The sequence below is a fragment of the Mammaliicoccus sp. FSL K6-3158 genome (genome assembly GCF_038005105.1).
GTDB lineage: Bacteria > Bacillota > Bacilli > Staphylococcales > Staphylococcaceae > Mammaliicoccus > Mammaliicoccus sciuri.
The window spans coordinates 1,653,759-1,669,535 of sequence record NZ_JBBOSL010000001.1 but is presented as its reverse complement, the minus strand read 5'-3'; the positions used below and the strand labels follow the sequence as shown (position 1 = coordinate 1,669,535).

At 31.4% G+C, this 15,777-nt stretch carries 13 protein-coding genes; all 13 read left to right on the top strand.

Annotated elements, in window-relative coordinates; genetic code table 11:
• Positions 1–2 precede the first annotated feature (2 nt).
• The 13 genes from rnjB to MHH94_RS08255 all read left to right on the top strand — a co-directional run bounded on the left by rnjB (position 3) and on the right by MHH94_RS08255 (position 15,744).
• Positions 3–1,676, top strand: a complete 1,674-nt coding sequence (gene rnjB, locus MHH94_RS08315; protein ID WP_058591400.1) for a ribonuclease J2 — start codon at positions 3–5, stop codon at positions 1,674–1,676.
• Positions 1,677–1,885: 209 nt separating this feature from the next.
• On the top strand, positions 1,886–4,177 hold the full coding sequence (locus MHH94_RS08310) for a DNA translocase FtsK (protein ID WP_208182944.1): 2,292 nt from the start codon (positions 1,886–1,888) through the stop codon (positions 4,175–4,177).
• Between the two features lie 9 nt (positions 4,178–4,186).
• Positions 4,187–4,900, top strand: a complete 714-nt coding sequence (locus tag MHH94_RS08305; RefSeq protein WP_058591402.1) for a GntR family transcriptional regulator — start codon at positions 4,187–4,189, stop codon at positions 4,898–4,900.
• 77 nt (positions 4,901–4,977) lie between these two features.
• Positions 4,978–6,252 (top strand): EF-P 5-aminopentanol modification-associated protein YfmF, encoded by a 1,275-nt coding sequence (yfmF, locus tag MHH94_RS08300; protein WP_208182945.1) that lies wholly within the window; start codon positions 4,978–4,980, stop codon positions 6,250–6,252.
• On the top strand, positions 6,245–7,534 hold the full coding sequence (gene yfmH, locus MHH94_RS08295) for an EF-P 5-aminopentanol modification-associated protein YfmH (RefSeq protein ID WP_208182946.1): 1,290 nt from the start codon (positions 6,245–6,247) through the stop codon (positions 7,532–7,534). The genes yfmF and yfmH overlap by 8 nt, the downstream gene beginning before the upstream one ends.
• The gene (gene ymfI / locus MHH94_RS08290) at positions 7,527–8,231 is read left to right on the top strand and encodes an elongation factor P 5-aminopentanone reductase (protein WP_208182947.1); all 705 of its coding nucleotides are present in this window, start codon (positions 7,527–7,529) and stop codon (positions 8,229–8,231) included. The genes yfmH and ymfI overlap by 8 nt, the downstream gene beginning before the upstream one ends.
• A gap of 16 nt (positions 8,232–8,247) precedes the next feature.
• A complete protein-coding gene (locus tag MHH94_RS08285) occupies positions 8,248–9,063 on the top strand; it encodes a YmfK family protein (protein ID WP_025905363.1) in 816 nt (271 codons plus the stop codon).
• Between the two features lie 20 nt (positions 9,064–9,083).
• Entirely contained in the window at positions 9,084–9,479 is a 396-nt protein-coding gene (locus MHH94_RS08280; protein ID WP_058611059.1) for a helix-turn-helix domain-containing protein, read from the top strand.
• 64 nt (positions 9,480–9,543) lie between these two features.
• Positions 9,544–10,125, top strand: a complete 582-nt coding sequence (gene pgsA / locus MHH94_RS08275; RefSeq protein WP_037587820.1) for a CDP-diacylglycerol--glycerol-3-phosphate 3-phosphatidyltransferase — start codon at positions 9,544–9,546, stop codon at positions 10,123–10,125.
• Between the two features lie 57 nt (positions 10,126–10,182).
• Positions 10,183–11,331, top strand: coding sequence for a CinA family nicotinamide mononucleotide deamidase-related protein (locus MHH94_RS08270; protein ID WP_058591406.1), 1,149 nt, complete (start codon positions 10,183–10,185; stop codon positions 11,329–11,331).
• A gap of 211 nt (positions 11,332–11,542) precedes the next feature.
• Complete coding sequence (gene recA / locus MHH94_RS08265) at positions 11,543–12,556, top strand: recombinase RecA (protein WP_048542786.1); 1,014 nt, start codon at positions 11,543–11,545, stop codon at positions 12,554–12,556.
• A 217-nt stretch (positions 12,557–12,773) separates the two neighbouring features.
• On the top strand, positions 12,774–14,333 hold the full coding sequence (gene rny, locus MHH94_RS08260) for a ribonuclease Y (protein ID WP_048542634.1): 1,560 nt from the start codon (positions 12,774–12,776) through the stop codon (positions 14,331–14,333).
• 175 nt (positions 14,334–14,508) lie between these two features.
• A complete protein-coding gene (locus tag MHH94_RS08255) occupies positions 14,509–15,744 on the top strand; it encodes a Fic family protein (RefSeq protein WP_340840590.1) in 1,236 nt (411 codons plus the stop codon).
• Positions 15,745–15,777 lie beyond the last annotated feature (33 nt).

Below are 15,777 nucleotides of genomic sequence, written 5' to 3'. Positions count from 1 at the left end.
TTTTGAGTTTAATAAAAAAGAAAAATGATAAAATTCGTATCATACCACTCGGTGGTGTAGGAGAAATTGCAAAAAACATGTATATCGTTGAAGTGGACGAAGAAATGTTCATGTTAGACGCTGGTTTAATGTTTCCAGAAGACGAAATGTTAGGTGTAGACGTTGTTATACCAGACATACAATATGTTATTGAGAATAAAGATAAACTTAAAGGTATCTTTTTATCACACGGACATGAAGATTCTATCGGTGCTGTAAGTTATATACTTGAAAAGCTTGATGCACCAATATACGGATCAAGATTGACGATTGCATTAGTTAAAGATCACATGAAAGCAAGAAAAATCAATAAAAAAGTACGTTATTATACAGTAAATAAAGATTCAGTCATGAGATTTAAAAACGTTAACGTGACATTTTTTAATACAACGCATTCAATACCAGATAGTTTAGGTGTATGTATCCATACATCATATGGTTCAATCGTTTATACTGGAGAATTTAAATTCGACCAAAGTTTACAAGGTGCCTATGCACCAGATATCGCTAAGATGACTGAAATTGGTCAAAATGGTGTATTTGCTTTGATTAGTGATTCAACAGAAGCAGAAAAACCTGGTTACAACGTTCCAGAAAATGTAATCGAAAGTCACATGGTCGATGAATTTGCAAAAGCAAATGGGCGCATTATCGTTTCATGTTATGCATCTAACTTTATTCGTATTCAACAAGTGCTGAATGCGGCTAGTAAATTAAACCGTAAAGTTTCATTCTTAGGACGTTCTTTAGAAAGTTCTTTCAATGTTGCACGTAAATTAGGTTACTTTAATATTCCAGAAAATCTTTTAGTACCCGTGCATGACATTAGTAAATATCCTAAAAATGAATTAATTATTATTGCTACAGGTATGCAAGGTGAACCAATTGAAGCATTAGGTCAAATGGCTCAACAAAGACATCCTATTTTAAATATTTTAGAAGGCGATAATGTTTATATTTCTACAACAGCTTCTGCTAATATGGAAGTGATTATTGGTCAGACTTTAAATGAATTAGTTAAAGCTGGCGCACACATTATGCCTAATAACAAAAAAACACATGCATCTAGTCATGGTTGTATGGAAGAACTTAAAATGATGCTTAATTTAATGAAACCTGAATACTTTATTCCAGTACAAGGTGAATTTAAAATGCAAATCGCACATGCGAAATTAGCAGCTGAAACAGGCGTAGATCCTGAGAAAATTTTCTTACTAGAAAAAGGTGACGTTGTTAATTTTGATGGCGAAAAAATGATTGCTAATGAAAAAGTTACAGCTGGTAACGTATTAATTGATGGTATCGGTGTTGGAGACGTAGGTAATATTGTTTTGAGAGACAGACACTTATTAGCTGAAGATGGTATATTTATAGCTGTTGTAACTTTAGATCCTAAAAATAGAAAAATCGTTGGTGGACCTGAAATTCAATCACGTGGATTCGTTTATGTTAGAGAAAGTGAAGAGTTATTAAACGACGCTTCAGAAAAAGTCCGTGAAATTGTTGAAGAAGGTTTACTTCAAAAGAAAATTGAATGGTCTGAAATGAAACAAAATATGCGTGATAAACTCGGTAAGTATCTATATGAACAAACGAAACGTCGCCCGATGATTATTCCAATTATTTCAGAAATCTAATGAATTGTTTTATGGATGATTTTTAACAGTCAAGAGATGAGATTAAATTCTATATCAATACAATGAGTTTTTCCATCTCGGCAAAGATGAACAAATAATGTGTCATACACGCTATTTGTTCATTAACTGCCTACATACTATATGAGGCTGAGACATCTATTTATGTCCCAGCCTCTTTTTGCATTATAGATAAGGAGGCTATTTCAAAAATGGTACAAAAGAAGAAGCCAGCAACACGTAAAAGAAAAACAACACGTGGCAAGAAAAAGCAAAAAGATAATACATTAAAATATGTCATACAGATGATTGTGTTGTTTTTAATCGTGTTAGGTATTTTTCAATTAGGATTTATAGGTTTAATGATTGATAGCTTCTTTCATTTCTTATTTGGATTCTCAAAATATTTCACCTATATACTGATAGCGATTATTTCACTATTAATAACAGTGAACGGCAAATTAAAATTCACAAGAAGAGTAAACGGATTGCTCGTCTTTCAAGTAGCATTGCTATTCATTATGCAGTTAGTATTATATTTCAAAGATCCATCGTTTAATACGTTTAAGACAACCTTGAGTGAAACATATTCAAGTTTAGAACGAAATGCATTTTACTTTAACGGTGGTGGTTATATTGGTTATTATGCATTTAATGTCATAAGCAAGCTTATTTCCGTCTTTGGATATAGTTTATTAACGATACTCGTTTTACTATCTAGTGTTATTTTAATCATGAAGAAAAGACATCGTGATATTACTAAATCAGCATTTGATATGGCGCAAAGTAAAACTAAATCAAAAATGACAAATCTTGAACAAAAAAGAGAAGAAAAAGCGAAAGCTAAAAAACTAGAAAAAGAAAAGCGTCAAAAAGAGCAGCCTAAAGACGTTTCACATTTAGAAGAAGTTGAACCAGTTCAAGAAATTTCTAAAATTGACAAACAACAAACTAATGAAGAAATTCCAATCTTTGAATCGCAAGAAAAGTTAGCATCCAAAAGAACACAACAACCTAAACAACCCGTTCAACAAGATCATGATAATCATGAATCTGAAATGAATGAATCAACTATAGATGAGACTGAGAATTTAAATTATAAATTACCACCGATTACAATTTTAAATGATCCACCTAAATCTCAATCAGTGTCTAAAAAGACAGTTCAAGAAAAAGGAAAACTACTTGAAGCTACATTAAGAAACTTTAATGTCGATGCGAAAGTGACTCAAATTAGGATTGGACCAGCTGTTACTCAATACGAAGTACAGCCAGCTCAAGGTGTGAAAGTAAACAAAATCGTTAATTTAAGTAATGATATTGCACTGAATTTAGCAGCAAAAGATATTAGAATTGAAGCGCCTATTCCAGGTAAGTCGGCAGTTGGAATTGAAGTGCCTAATGAACATATTTCAATGGTAACGCTGAAAGAAGTACTGAATGAGGCAAAACCAACATCAAATAAACTTGAAGTTGCATTAGGAAGAGATATTTCAGGTGAACCAATTACAGCAGAATTAAACAAATTACCTCACTTACTTGTAGCAGGTGCTACAGGGAGTGGTAAATCTGTTTGTATTAATGGTATTATCACAAGTATATTAATGAATGCTAAACCACATGAAGTAAAATTAATGCTTATTGACCCTAAAATGGTTGAATTAAATGTGTATAACGGGATACCACATTTGTTAACACCTGTTGTTACAAATCCTCAAAAGGCAAATCAAGCATTACAAAAAATTGTATCCGAAATGGAAAAAAGATATGACTTGTTCCAACACGTTGGTGCAAGAAATATTGAAGGATATAATCAATTTATTGAACGTACAAATCAAGAAATGGAAGAAAAACAAGCGCAATTACCTTATATTGTCGTCATTGTTGATGAACTTGCTGACTTAATGATGGTTGCTGGTAAAGATGTTGAATCATCCATTATGAGAATCGCACAACTTGCACGTGCAGCAGGTATACACTTAATTATTGCGACACAAAGACCATCCGTTGATGTTATAACAGGTAGTATTAAAGCTAATATACCTTCTAGAATTGCGTTTGCAGTAAGCTCTGCAACTGATTCTAGAACAATTTTAGATAGTGGTGGTGCTGAAAAATTACTAGGTAGAGGTGATATGCTATTCTTATCTAGAGACTCTTCAAAACCAACAAGAATACAAGGTGCATTTCTTTCTGATGGTGAAGTTGAATCAGTTGTTCAACATGTTGTTGGAGAACAAACAGCGAACTATGTTAAAGAGATGGAACCTGACGAACCGACAGAAGCAAATGAAATGGAAAGTGAAGATGCTTTATACAAAGAAGCATATTTATTTGTTGTAGAAGAACAAAAAGCAAGTGCGAGTTTATTACAAAGAAGATTTAGAATAGGTTATAATAGGGCATCTAGGTTAATGGATGATTTGGAAAGTAATGGTGTTATTGGTCCTCAATCAGGTAGTAAACCTAGACAAGTATTGGTTGATATTTATCAAGACGAATAGGGGGATATTATGTCTACAAATGCAAGTACAAATTTCGTTAAAAATTGGATATTAGATAAAATTCAAACAGCTGAACTTAAACCGGGAGATGCTATTCCGAATGAGTTTGAAATTAAAAAGTTGTTAAATATAAATTATGATGAAATCGAAAAAGCCATACATGAACTTGTCACGGAACAAATTTTATCTCAAAAAACAGGCGACGTAACAGTGGTGAAACCTACACAACCATATTATTATCCATTAGACGAATTAGTAAGTATTACAAAAATGATTGAAAAAAATGGTGAAGTTGCTGGAACAGAATTTATTAGTTTAGATGAAGAAGTTGCAACTTTAAAAGATATAGAAGTATTAAACTTAGAAAAAGATGCATCTATTTCGGTAATAGAAAGAGTACGTACAGCAAATGGTGAACCAGTCGTGTATTGTCTAGATAAAATTGCTACTGATTTATTTGCATGCAGTGACTATAGATCCAATTCATCTATTTTATCCGCAATTGAAAGTAAAGTAGAATTTAAAATTACACATGCTAATACATCTATAGAATCCATTAGTTATGAGCCGTATATTAGTGAAATATTGAACTCTGAGCCAGACGATGCAATGATGTTATTAACACAAGTTCATTATAACGAACATGGCACACCTGTACTTTATTCACTAAATTATTTTAAAAGCAGTCTTGTAAAGTTTCGAATTACAAGAAATAGGATATAATAAATATATTGAGAGAAACAAAGTAACAATTGTTGCTTTGTTTCTCTATATACATACATATAAGAGAGGTATCTATTATGATAACAACAGAACATATACAATTATCTTCAAATGACGTTTATGTGATACCAACTGAAAAATTTAAAACAACGACTATCGTTTTTAAATTTGTAGCACCTTTAAACAGTGAGACGATTACATCTAGGTCAATTTTAAGTAAATTAATTACACGTGTTACAAAACAATACCAAACTGATAAAGAAATGAATAATTTGCTTGCGGACTTATATGGTGCGCATTTATTTAGCTATGTCATTAAACAAGCTAATAATCATATCATGACAATTGGTATTGAAATCGTAAATGAAAAATATTTAAATAGTGAGTTTCCACTATTCGAACAAGCCGTTAAATTATTGCATGAAGTGATTTTTAATCCACTGATTGAAAATGGTAAATTTAACGAAAAATACACGAAGCAAGAAAAATCTTTATTACATAAAAAATTAACTGCAATTGAAGACAACAAATCTCAACGTGCATTTATTCAATTTATGAATCATATGTTTGAAGATGAGCCATATAAATATTTAGCATCTGGTCGACTAGAAGACATTGATAACGTAACACCTGAATCTTTAGTCAATACATACCATGATTTGTTACACGAGAATGCGATATCTACATATATTATTGGAAATGTTGAATTAGATGAAGTTAAATCATTGTGGCATGAATATTTTAATTTTGATCATAATAGTCAATTAGAAATCGAAACGACATTATTAAAAGATATTAAAGAAGTAAAAGAAATAGTAGATTATACAAAGATTGATCAAGCAAAATTAAATATGGGATATAGGTTCCCAATAACATTCCATTCTAAAGAATATTATTCGTTCTTAGTGTTAAATATGTTGCTAGGTGGAGATGCTTCTTCAATTTTATTTAGTGAAGTACGTGAAAAACAAAGTTTAGCCTATTCAATACATTCTCAAATCGATGCAAGAAATGGATTCTTATATATAGTTGGTGGCATCTCTAAAGATAAAGTACATGTCGCTAAAGAAACAATTTTAAATATTTTTAAAGATATTCAACAAGGTGAAATTGAAACAGAGAGACTGACGTTAGCGAAGAAAGTCTTAATTTCACACGCACGAGAAATGTTTGATAAACAACGACAAATGATTGACTTATTGCATACACATGCGAGATATCAATCCGTTTATAACTATGATGATTGGATTAAAGAAATTGAATCTATCACAATTGAAGATATTAAAAAGACCGCACAACTTGGACAATTAGATACAATATATATACTGACTGAAGGTGATAACAATGCGTAATCAATATTATAAACAGATTGATGAAACTGTATTCGAAGATACTTTAGAAAATGGTTTAAAAGTAGTTGTCATTCCAAAAGCAGGGTTTTCAAAGACTTTTGTGACATACACAACACATTTCGGTTCTCTTGATCATACATTTAAGCCACATGGCAAAGATGATTTTGTGACTGTTCCGGACGGGGTAGCACATTTCTTAGAACATAAATTGTTCGAAAAAGAAGATGGCGATGTCTTTACAAGTTTTGCTGAAAATGATGCACAAGTTAATGCATTTACGACATTTGATAGAACAAGTTATTTATTTAGTGCGACTGGAAATGTACACGATAATATTATTCGTTTATTAAAAATGATTGAAAGTCCGTATTTTACTGAGAAAACAGTAGAAAAAGAAAAAGGTATAATCGCTGAAGAAATTAAGATGTACCAAGAACAGCCTAATTATAAATTAATGTTCCAAACTTTAGGCGCACTCTATCATAATCATCCTGTACAAGTGGATATAGCAGGTTCTGTTGAAAGTATTTATGATATTACAGCTGAAGATTTATATTTATCATATGAAACGTTTTACCATCCAGCAAATATGGTGTTAATCATTGTTGGAGACGTCGATCCAGAAGAAACTATACAATTAGTACGCGAACATGAAGACAAAAGAAATATGCATGAAATGCCACCTATTACGAGAAAAGTAATAGACGAACCGACATCCGTCCATACACCATTTGTCGAAACGAAAATGGACATTGTTCAAGAAAAAACAATGTTGGCATATAAGTTCAAGCCTAATACTATTTCTGATAAAGTACGCGTAAAAAATGATATGGAAATGATGATTGCTTTAGATTTAATGTTTGGTGAACAAACTGAATTTTATCAATCAAATTTAGAAAAAGAAGTGATTGATGATACGTTTGGTTATCAATTTGCTAACGAAATGACATATAGTTATTTGATTCTAGCTGTGACAACTGATTATCATAATGAATTTAAAGAATCGGTTAAAGCAGAACTTAAAAAATATATAGAAAATGGTTTTGTTTTAGAAGAGTTAGAGAGAGTGAGAAAACAAACTTTAGGCGAAATTGTATCAAGCTTAAATTCTCCAGAATATATTGCAAATCAATATACTAAATTCTATTTCGAAGGTGTAGAACTATTTGAACTTGTAAACATTTTAGAATCTATAACAGTAGAAAGTGTACAAGAAACATTGGCTTCATTAATAGACTTCGATCATGTTGTAGAAAGTCGTTTGGTGAAACAAAATGGCTAGAACATTTATTGTTGGTGGTAGTGGTGACATTGGATTATCAATTGTTGATGAATGTTTATCACTAGGGCATGAAGTGATACTGCATTATAATCGATCTAATATTAATGAACTCAAACAAAGATATGGCGGACAACCTGTTACTTTTCTACAATTCGATTTAACAAACAAAGATAATTTACAGTCTTTAACTTCAATCGGACATATTGATCAATTAATATATGCAGCTGGGCAATCGTCATTTGGTGCAATTCAAGATTTTACAGATGATGATATTGATGTTCAATATAATTTGAATGTATATGCGCTTATAAAAATTGTTCAATTATTTGTTGATGATATTAGAAAGAGTGCAAATGGCAGAATAATCGTTATTTCATCTATTTGGGGTGAGACTGGTGCAAGTTACGAAACAATCTATTCAACAATGAAAGCTGCTCAACTTGGTTTTGTTAAATCTTTAGCAAAAGAACTTGCTTTAACATCTATTACAGTAAATGCTATATGTCCAGGTGTCGTTCATGGTAAAATGACAGATGAACTTGATGAAATTACACAAACACAATTAAAAGATGAAATACCACAAGGTCGGTTTGTTCAAACTAAAGAAGTTGCCGCAACGGTGGGATATTTATTAAATCCGTTATCTCAAAGTGTGACCGGTCAAGTCCTACGTGTAAACGGAGGATGGTATATTTAATATTGGGGTGGATATTATGGAAGAAGTCATTAAAAAAGAATGGTACTTAGAATACGATATACAAGTAAATAGAGCAGGTTTATTAGGGGATATCTCTAGTTTGCTTGGTATTTTAGGTATTAATATCATTACGATAAATGGTGTCGATCAAGGTCGAAGAGGATTACTCATTAAGACAGATGATATGAATAAAGTTAAACGCTTTGAAAATATTGTTAAAGAAATTGATGATATTACCATTAAAAAGTTACGTACACCAGGCTTAAGAGATCGATTAGCGGTAAGACACGGTAGATATATTAAACGAGATGTTGATGACAAAAAGACCTTTAGATTCGAAAGAAAAGATTTAGGTTTATTAGTTGATTTTATGGCAGAACTTTTTAAAGAGAACCGTCATAAACTGATTGGTGTGAGAGGTATGCCAAGAGTAGGTAAAACAGAATCTGTTGTTGCCGCTAGTGTGTGTGCCCATAAAAAATGGTTGTTTATTAGTTCGACGCTTATTAAGCAAACAGTAAGAAGCTCTTTATTAAAAGGTGAATATAGTGATGAAAATGTTTATATTATTGATGGTGCTGTAACATCTAAGCAAACTGATGAAAAGCATAAACAACTCGTTAGAGAAGTTATGAGTTTACCAACAATTAAAGTAGTAGAACATCCTGATCTATTTGTACAACGCTCTGAATATAGCCTTGAAGATTTTGATTATATTATTGAACTAAGAGAAACAGAAGACCAAGAAATTACATATGAGCAATTAAATAAAAATGATTTATTTACAAATGACAATATGGCATTTGGAGATGGATTTGGATTTTTTGAATAAATTGTTTGAGGTGAATATATTTGAAATATATTGGAGAAACGTTAAGAAGTAAAAGAGAACAATTAGGGATGACTTTAGTTGAACTTGAAGAAAAAACAAAGATACAACGACCATTTTTAATGATGATCGAAAAGAATGAATTTGAAAATCTACCAAATCCCGATTATACAAGAGGTTTCATAACGAAATATGCTTCTGCAATCAATATGAGTGCACCAGAATTAATTGATAAACATCAAAGTGAGTTGCCTAAAACAGCACCTTCTGCTAAAGAAGCTTTTAGACAGCTTACGCAAGAAAAAAGAAGCCAAACTGAAATATCAGAGAATAAAATGGTAGCTAAACTCATAACACAAATGGTTACATTCTTTGGTGTATGCTTAATCGGTTGGATATTATTAATAATTATCATTTAATTATATATAGTATTGATTTATAATAGTATTATTATGCAGTTGTAAGAAAAGAAGGAGAACGAATATGAATATTCCTAATCAATTAACAGTATTACGTGTTATTTTAATACCTGTATTTGTTTTATTTTTACTTGTAGATTTTAATATGGGTGACATGCATTTCTTATTTGGACAAGAAATGAGAATAGAACAATTTATAGCTGGTATTATATTTATTTTAGCTTCTGTTACAGATTGGTTTGATGGCTATTTAGCGAGAAAATGGGAACTTGTTACAAACATGGGGAAATTTTTAGACCCTCTAGCTGATAAATTATTAGTAGCGAGTGCATTAATTGCATTAGTAGAACTTGATAAAGTATCATCAGTTATTGCTATTATCATCATTGCTAGAGAATTTGCTGTAACAGGACTAAGATTACTTCAAATTGAACAAGGCTTTGTAAGTGCAGCTGGTCAATTAGGTAAAATTAAAACGGCTGTAACGATGGTCGCAATTGTATTTATCCTATTACAAGAACCATTCTCTACTTTATGGCAAATTAATCTTGGGCAATGGCTCATGTATATTGCTACTTTCTTTACAATTCTATCTGGTATAGAGTATTTTTATCATGGTAGAGATGTATTTAAAGGATCAAAATAATAACAACATTTAACCTACAACATTTCGTTTGTAGGTTTTTCTGTAGGAGGCAAAAATATGAAAGTTAGTATTTTAAGCGTAGGTACTGAAATTTTATTAGGACAAATTGCTAACACAAATGCACAGTTTATATCAAAAGTACTCAATGAACTCGGTGCAAGTGTTATGAGACACGTTGCTGTAGGCGATAATCCTGGAAGGTTAGAACGTACTTTTAAAGAAGAATTAGCGCATCATGACGTTGTAATTTTAACAGGTGGTTTAGGACCAACGAAAGATGATTTAACAAAACAAACTGTTGGTAAAGTATTAGGTAAATCACTAGAAACAAATAAACAAGCTATGGATCAGATTGAACAATATTTCAAAAATGAAAACCGTACGATGACGCCTAATAATAGACAACAAGCACTTGTTATTGAAGGTAGTGAAGTACTGAAGAATGACTTTGGTATGGCACCAGGCATGTATTTAGAAGTGGATGATAAAAAAGTCGTATTATTACCTGGTCCCCCGAAAGAACTTCAACCAATGGTCAATCAATATCTTGTACCATTTTTCTTAAATGAAGAACGTGTCATCTTTTCTGAGTCATTGAAATTTATGGGTATTGGTGAATCTAGTTTGGAAACAGAGCTGATTGATTTAATAGATAATCAATCCAATCCTACAATTGCACCACTTGCTGGTCAACATGAAGTATCACTCCGCATTACGGCTAATGCGAATACTAAACAACAAGCGATAGATTTAATCCAGCCTGTTAAAACAGAAATATTAAATAGAATAGGCGAATTTTATTATGGTAGCGATGATTTAACAGTTGAAGATGCTGTATTTAATGAATTAGATCAACCATTTGTTATATATGATGAAATTACAGATGGTGTATTAAATGCTCGACTTAAACTATCTAAAGATAGCGAACAATATTTAAAATCATATATTTTACAAAATTCATGGACAGATGAAATGTTGAATATTAGTCAAGATGAATCAGTTGAACAAATTGCTAACAAGTTAAAATCAACATTTAAAGTAGAGAGTGTTATTGTTTTAAAACAAGATCATAAAGAATCAACAGTATATATTTCACATATGCAAAAAAACGAAAAATTTATTTCGTCAATAAGTCAATCATATGCTGGAAGACGTGATAGAATAAGCAATATAGCACTTATAAAGTTTTTGAACCAATTAAGATAACTTGCGATAATTTATAAAATCGGTACTTATGTTCGCTTAATTTTAAAAAAAGCGTACAAAAACACGAACAAATATTCGCTTTATACTTGCATTTTAGAACAAAAGCATTTATAGTAATAATAGCTAATTAAACAAGTAAATTCATTATATATATATAGGAGGTTATCGCGTGAACGAACGTCAAAAAGCACTCGATACAGTAATTAAGAATATGGAAAAATCCTTTGGTAAAGGGGCAGTAATGAAGCTAGGGGATAATACAAGCAGAGAAGTATCAGCAGTTTCTAGTGGCTCAATCACACTTGATAAAGCATTAGGTGTTGGTGGTTACCCTAAAGGACGTATCATTGAAATATATGGTCCAGAAAGTTCTGGTAAAACAACAGTAGCTTTACACGCTATCGCTGAAGCGCAAAGACAAGGTGGCGTAGCTGCTTTTATTGATGCTGAGCACGCACTAGATCCTGTTTATGCTAAAAACTTAGGCGTAGATATTGATAACCTATATTTATCACAACCTGACCACGGTGAACAAGGTTTAGAGATTGCAGAAGCATTTGTTCGTAGTGGTGCAGTTGATATTGTTATTGTCGACTCAGTTGCTGCATTAACACCTAAAGCTGAAATTGAAGGTGAAATGGGAGATACACACGTTGGTTTACAAGCAAGATTAATGAGTCAAGCTTTACGTAAATTATCAGGTGCTATTTCTAAATCAAATACAACAGCTATCTTTATCAACCAAATTCGTGAAAAAGTTGGCGTTATGTTCGGTAATCCTGAAGTAACACCAGGTGGACGTGCGTTGAAGTTCTATAGTTCTGTTCGTTTAGAAGTACGTCGTGCTGAACAATTGAAACAAGGTCAAGAAGTAGTTGGTAACCGAACTAAAATTAAAGTTGTTAAAAACAAAGTTGCGCCTCCATTCAGAGTAGCAGAAGTTGATATTATGTACGGTGAAGGTATTTCACGTGAAGGTGAATTAATCGACTTAGCAGTTGAATTTGATATTGTAGATAAATCAGGTGCTTGGTATTCATATAACGGAGAACGTATGGGTCAAGGTAAAGAAAACGTTAAGACTTACTTAAAAGAAAATCCAGCTATTATTGAAGAAATTGATGGAATCTTAAGAGATCAATTAGGCTTTAACGGTAAGAAGAAAGAAGAAGCTAAAAAAGAAGATAAACCTAATGAACCTGAACAAGAAACTTTACTAGACTAAATAGTATTTTGTCATTAAATTAAACATTCTATAGATTACGTTTCATTGTGTAATCTATAGAATGTTTTTTTATAAAAATAGAATTAAAAATTAAAGTCCATGTCCTTGACACTTGTACAAATTTAAACGTACAATTGAGTTGTATGATTCCATAGTTTCATTTAATCATATTTTTGTATATATAAGACGTAGAACCTAGATAGAAGGAGGTGTTTATGTGGACTTATTAACCCTCTTACTCATTTTGCTAGGAGTTATTCTAGGTGTTGTTGTAGGATACTTTTTCGCACATAATAGCTTAACGAAAAAGCAAGATCAAGCTCGTCAGTCTGCTCACTATATTATAAGTGAAGCTAACAAAGAAGCTGAGAGTCTTAAGAAAGAAAAGTTGATTGAAGCAAAAGAAGAAAATCAACAAATTAGAGATCATCTTGATAGTGAAATTAGAGAGAGAAGAAGTGACCTACAAAAGCAAGAAGCAAGATTACTTCAAAAAGAAGAAAATTTAGAGCGCAAATCTGATCTTTTAGACAAAAAAGATGAAATTCTAGAAAACAAAGAAGCTAAAATTGAAGAGCGACAACAACAGGTAGATGCAAAAGAGAGTAATGTTCAAGAAATAATAATGAAACATGAACAAGAACTAGAACGCATCTCCGGACTCACACGTGAAGAAGCTCGTAAAGAGCAATTCTCACAAGTAGAAGAAGAACTGTCACATGATATTGCTGTACTTGTAAAAGAAAAAGAAAGAGAACTAAAAACAAATGTCGATAAAAAAGCTAAAGAACTGTTATCTATTACTGTACAAAGGTTAGCAGCAGATCATACTTCAGAATCGACTGTATCCGTTGTGAATTTACCAAATGATGAGATGAAAGGGCGTATTATCGGTCGTGAAGGTCGTAATATTCGTACTTTAGAAACATTAACAGGTGTAGATTTAATTATAGACGATACACCAGAAGCGGTTATATTATCTGGATTTGATCCAATTCGAAGAGAAATCGCTAAGACAGCCTTAACTAATTTAGTATCTGATGGACGTATACATCCAGGTAGAATTGAAGATATGGTTGAAAAAGCGAGAAGAGAAGTGGATGACCTAATGAGAGAATCCGGTGAACAAGCGACATTTGAATTAGGTATTCATAACTTACACCCAGAATTGGTTAAAATTTTAGGACGTATGAAATATCGTACAAGTTATGGCCAAAGTGTACTGAAACACTCAGTAGAAGTTGCACAACTTTCAGGAATGTTAGCAGCTGAACTAGGTGAAGATGTTACTTTAGCAAAACGTGCAGGTTTATTACATGATATTGGTAAAGCTATTGATCACGAAGTTGAAGGTAGCCATGTTGAAATAGGGGTAGAACTTGCAAAGAAATATCATGAACATGATACAGTCATAAATGCAATACACTCACATCATGGGGATGTAGAACCAACATCAGTTATTTCTATACTGGTAGCAGCAGCAGATGCGTTAAGTGCTGCAAGACCTGGAGCTAGACGAGAAACTTTAGAAAATTATGTGAAACGTTTAGAAAGATTAGAAGAAATATCAGAAGGTTATCAAGGTGTTGAAAAAGCATTCGCAATACAAGCAGGTAGAGAAATTAGAGTAATTGTTTCTCCTGAAGATATTGACGACTTGAAAGCACATAGAATAGCTAGAGATATTAAAGATCAAATAGAAGGCGAATTACAATATCCAGGGCATATTAAGGTGACAGTTGTCCGGGAAATGAGAGCTACTGAATACGCTAAGTAGAATAGTTCTCAAATTTTAAAACCCTAACCGAAAGCGGTTAGGGTTTTTTATTGTTATCAAAATGACTTTTGTATTATAGCTATTGAACTAATTCTATGATTTTAGTTATTTTGAGTATATAATGAATATATCTAATGAACATATTCGGCATATATGTTAAATAGGAGTGAAGTTAATGAAGTATAAATCACTTAAAACGATTTTTCATATGTTTGGAACAGATGTTATGCAAGAAGAATATGATATGAGAATCAGACATTATTCAAGTTACTTATTAGATATAAACATTAGTCCCATGCAAGATGAGAAACAATTACTCGATATACAATATCCATTATTTTATTCAATAAATAAAAGTCTGTTTAAGCAGTATGAAAGAATTCTATTAAATTCATCTAAAATCAAACAATTATCTGCTAATCTTCCTAGAATAGCAACGCATGCATATATTAACAAGTTATTAATTAACGAATTACAAAGTACGAACGAAACTGAAAATATTAAAAGTACTAAAAAAGAAATAGCTGAAGCATTAAATAATACAAGTAAGAAAGATAAAAGGTTTACTGGATTAGTGACTCAGTATTTAATGATGAAATTTGGAGAACTTGATCTAAATTCTGTTGCGGATTTTAGAAAAATATACGATGAAATTGTATCTGATGAAATCAAAAAGGATGAATATCCGGATGGTAAAATGTTTAGAGCTAGTAGTATAGGTGTATTTGATCATTCTAAAAATCAATGGGTTCATAGAAATGAATATAGTGAATCGAAAGTAATAGAATTATTAACAAAGCTTATTGATTATATAAAAAGTCATGAATCACCTGAACTTATTAAAATTTTAGCAAGTCATTATATTTTTGAATATATACATCCATTTTATGATGGGAATGGGCGTATTGGTAGATATATAATAGCTAGAAAATTAAACGATTTATTAGACCCATATACAGCACTTTCATTTTCGTATTCTGTAAATAATAACAAGTCTAAATATTATAAAGCTTTTGTTGATACTTCGAATTATTTCAATAAAGGCGAATTAACTAATTTTATTGATGATATGTTGAGTATTTTAATCGAAGGACAAGAAAATATAATCGACAATTTTGAAGAGAATATTAATATTATCAATAAAATACAACTAGCATTACACAACAAACATTATGATAAGTATGAATATAAAATATTATATATTTTGCTACAAGATAAAGTATTTGGCAGTAAATATTCAAGAATTACTTTGAAAGAACTACAAAAAGCTTCAGGTTATTCAAGAGGAAAGATTAATAATGTTATTTCTAGCCATGAAGAAAAATTAATAAAAATTAAAAGTAAACCTGTAATATATGAAATTAGTGATCAATTTATGTATAGTTTATTATCTGAGAATATAAGTAAGTAAAAAAACCCTTATGATTGATGTTTCAATTAGTCA

Excerpts from the sequence above, each read along its gene's own strand:
- MHH94_RS08310 (WP_208182944.1), top strand. The coding sequence starts at position 1,886 with ATGGTACAAAAGAAGAAGCCAGCAACACGTAAAAGAAAAACAACACGT.
- MHH94_RS08305 (WP_058591402.1), top strand. The coding sequence starts at position 4,187 with ATGTCTACAAATGCAAGTACAAATTTCGTTAAAAATTGGATATTAGAT.
- yfmF (WP_208182945.1), top strand. The coding sequence starts at position 4,978 with ATGATAACAACAGAACATATACAATTATCTTCAAATGACGTTTATGTG.
- yfmH (WP_208182946.1), top strand. The coding sequence starts at position 6,245 with ATGCGTAATCAATATTATAAACAGATTGATGAAACTGTATTCGAAGAT.
- ymfI (WP_208182947.1), top strand. The coding sequence starts at position 7,527 with ATGGCTAGAACATTTATTGTTGGTGGTAGTGGTGACATTGGATTATCA.
- MHH94_RS08285 (WP_025905363.1), top strand. The coding sequence starts at position 8,248 with ATGGAAGAAGTCATTAAAAAAGAATGGTACTTAGAATACGATATACAA.
- pgsA (WP_037587820.1), top strand. The coding sequence starts at position 9,544 with ATGAATATTCCTAATCAATTAACAGTATTACGTGTTATTTTAATACCT.
- MHH94_RS08270 (WP_058591406.1), top strand. The coding sequence starts at position 10,183 with ATGAAAGTTAGTATTTTAAGCGTAGGTACTGAAATTTTATTAGGACAA.
- recA (WP_048542786.1), top strand. The coding sequence starts at position 11,543 with ATGGAAAAATCCTTTGGTAAAGGGGCAGTAATGAAGCTAGGGGATAAT.
- MHH94_RS08255 (WP_340840590.1), top strand. The coding sequence starts at position 14,509 with ATGAAGTATAAATCACTTAAAACGATTTTTCATATGTTTGGAACAGAT.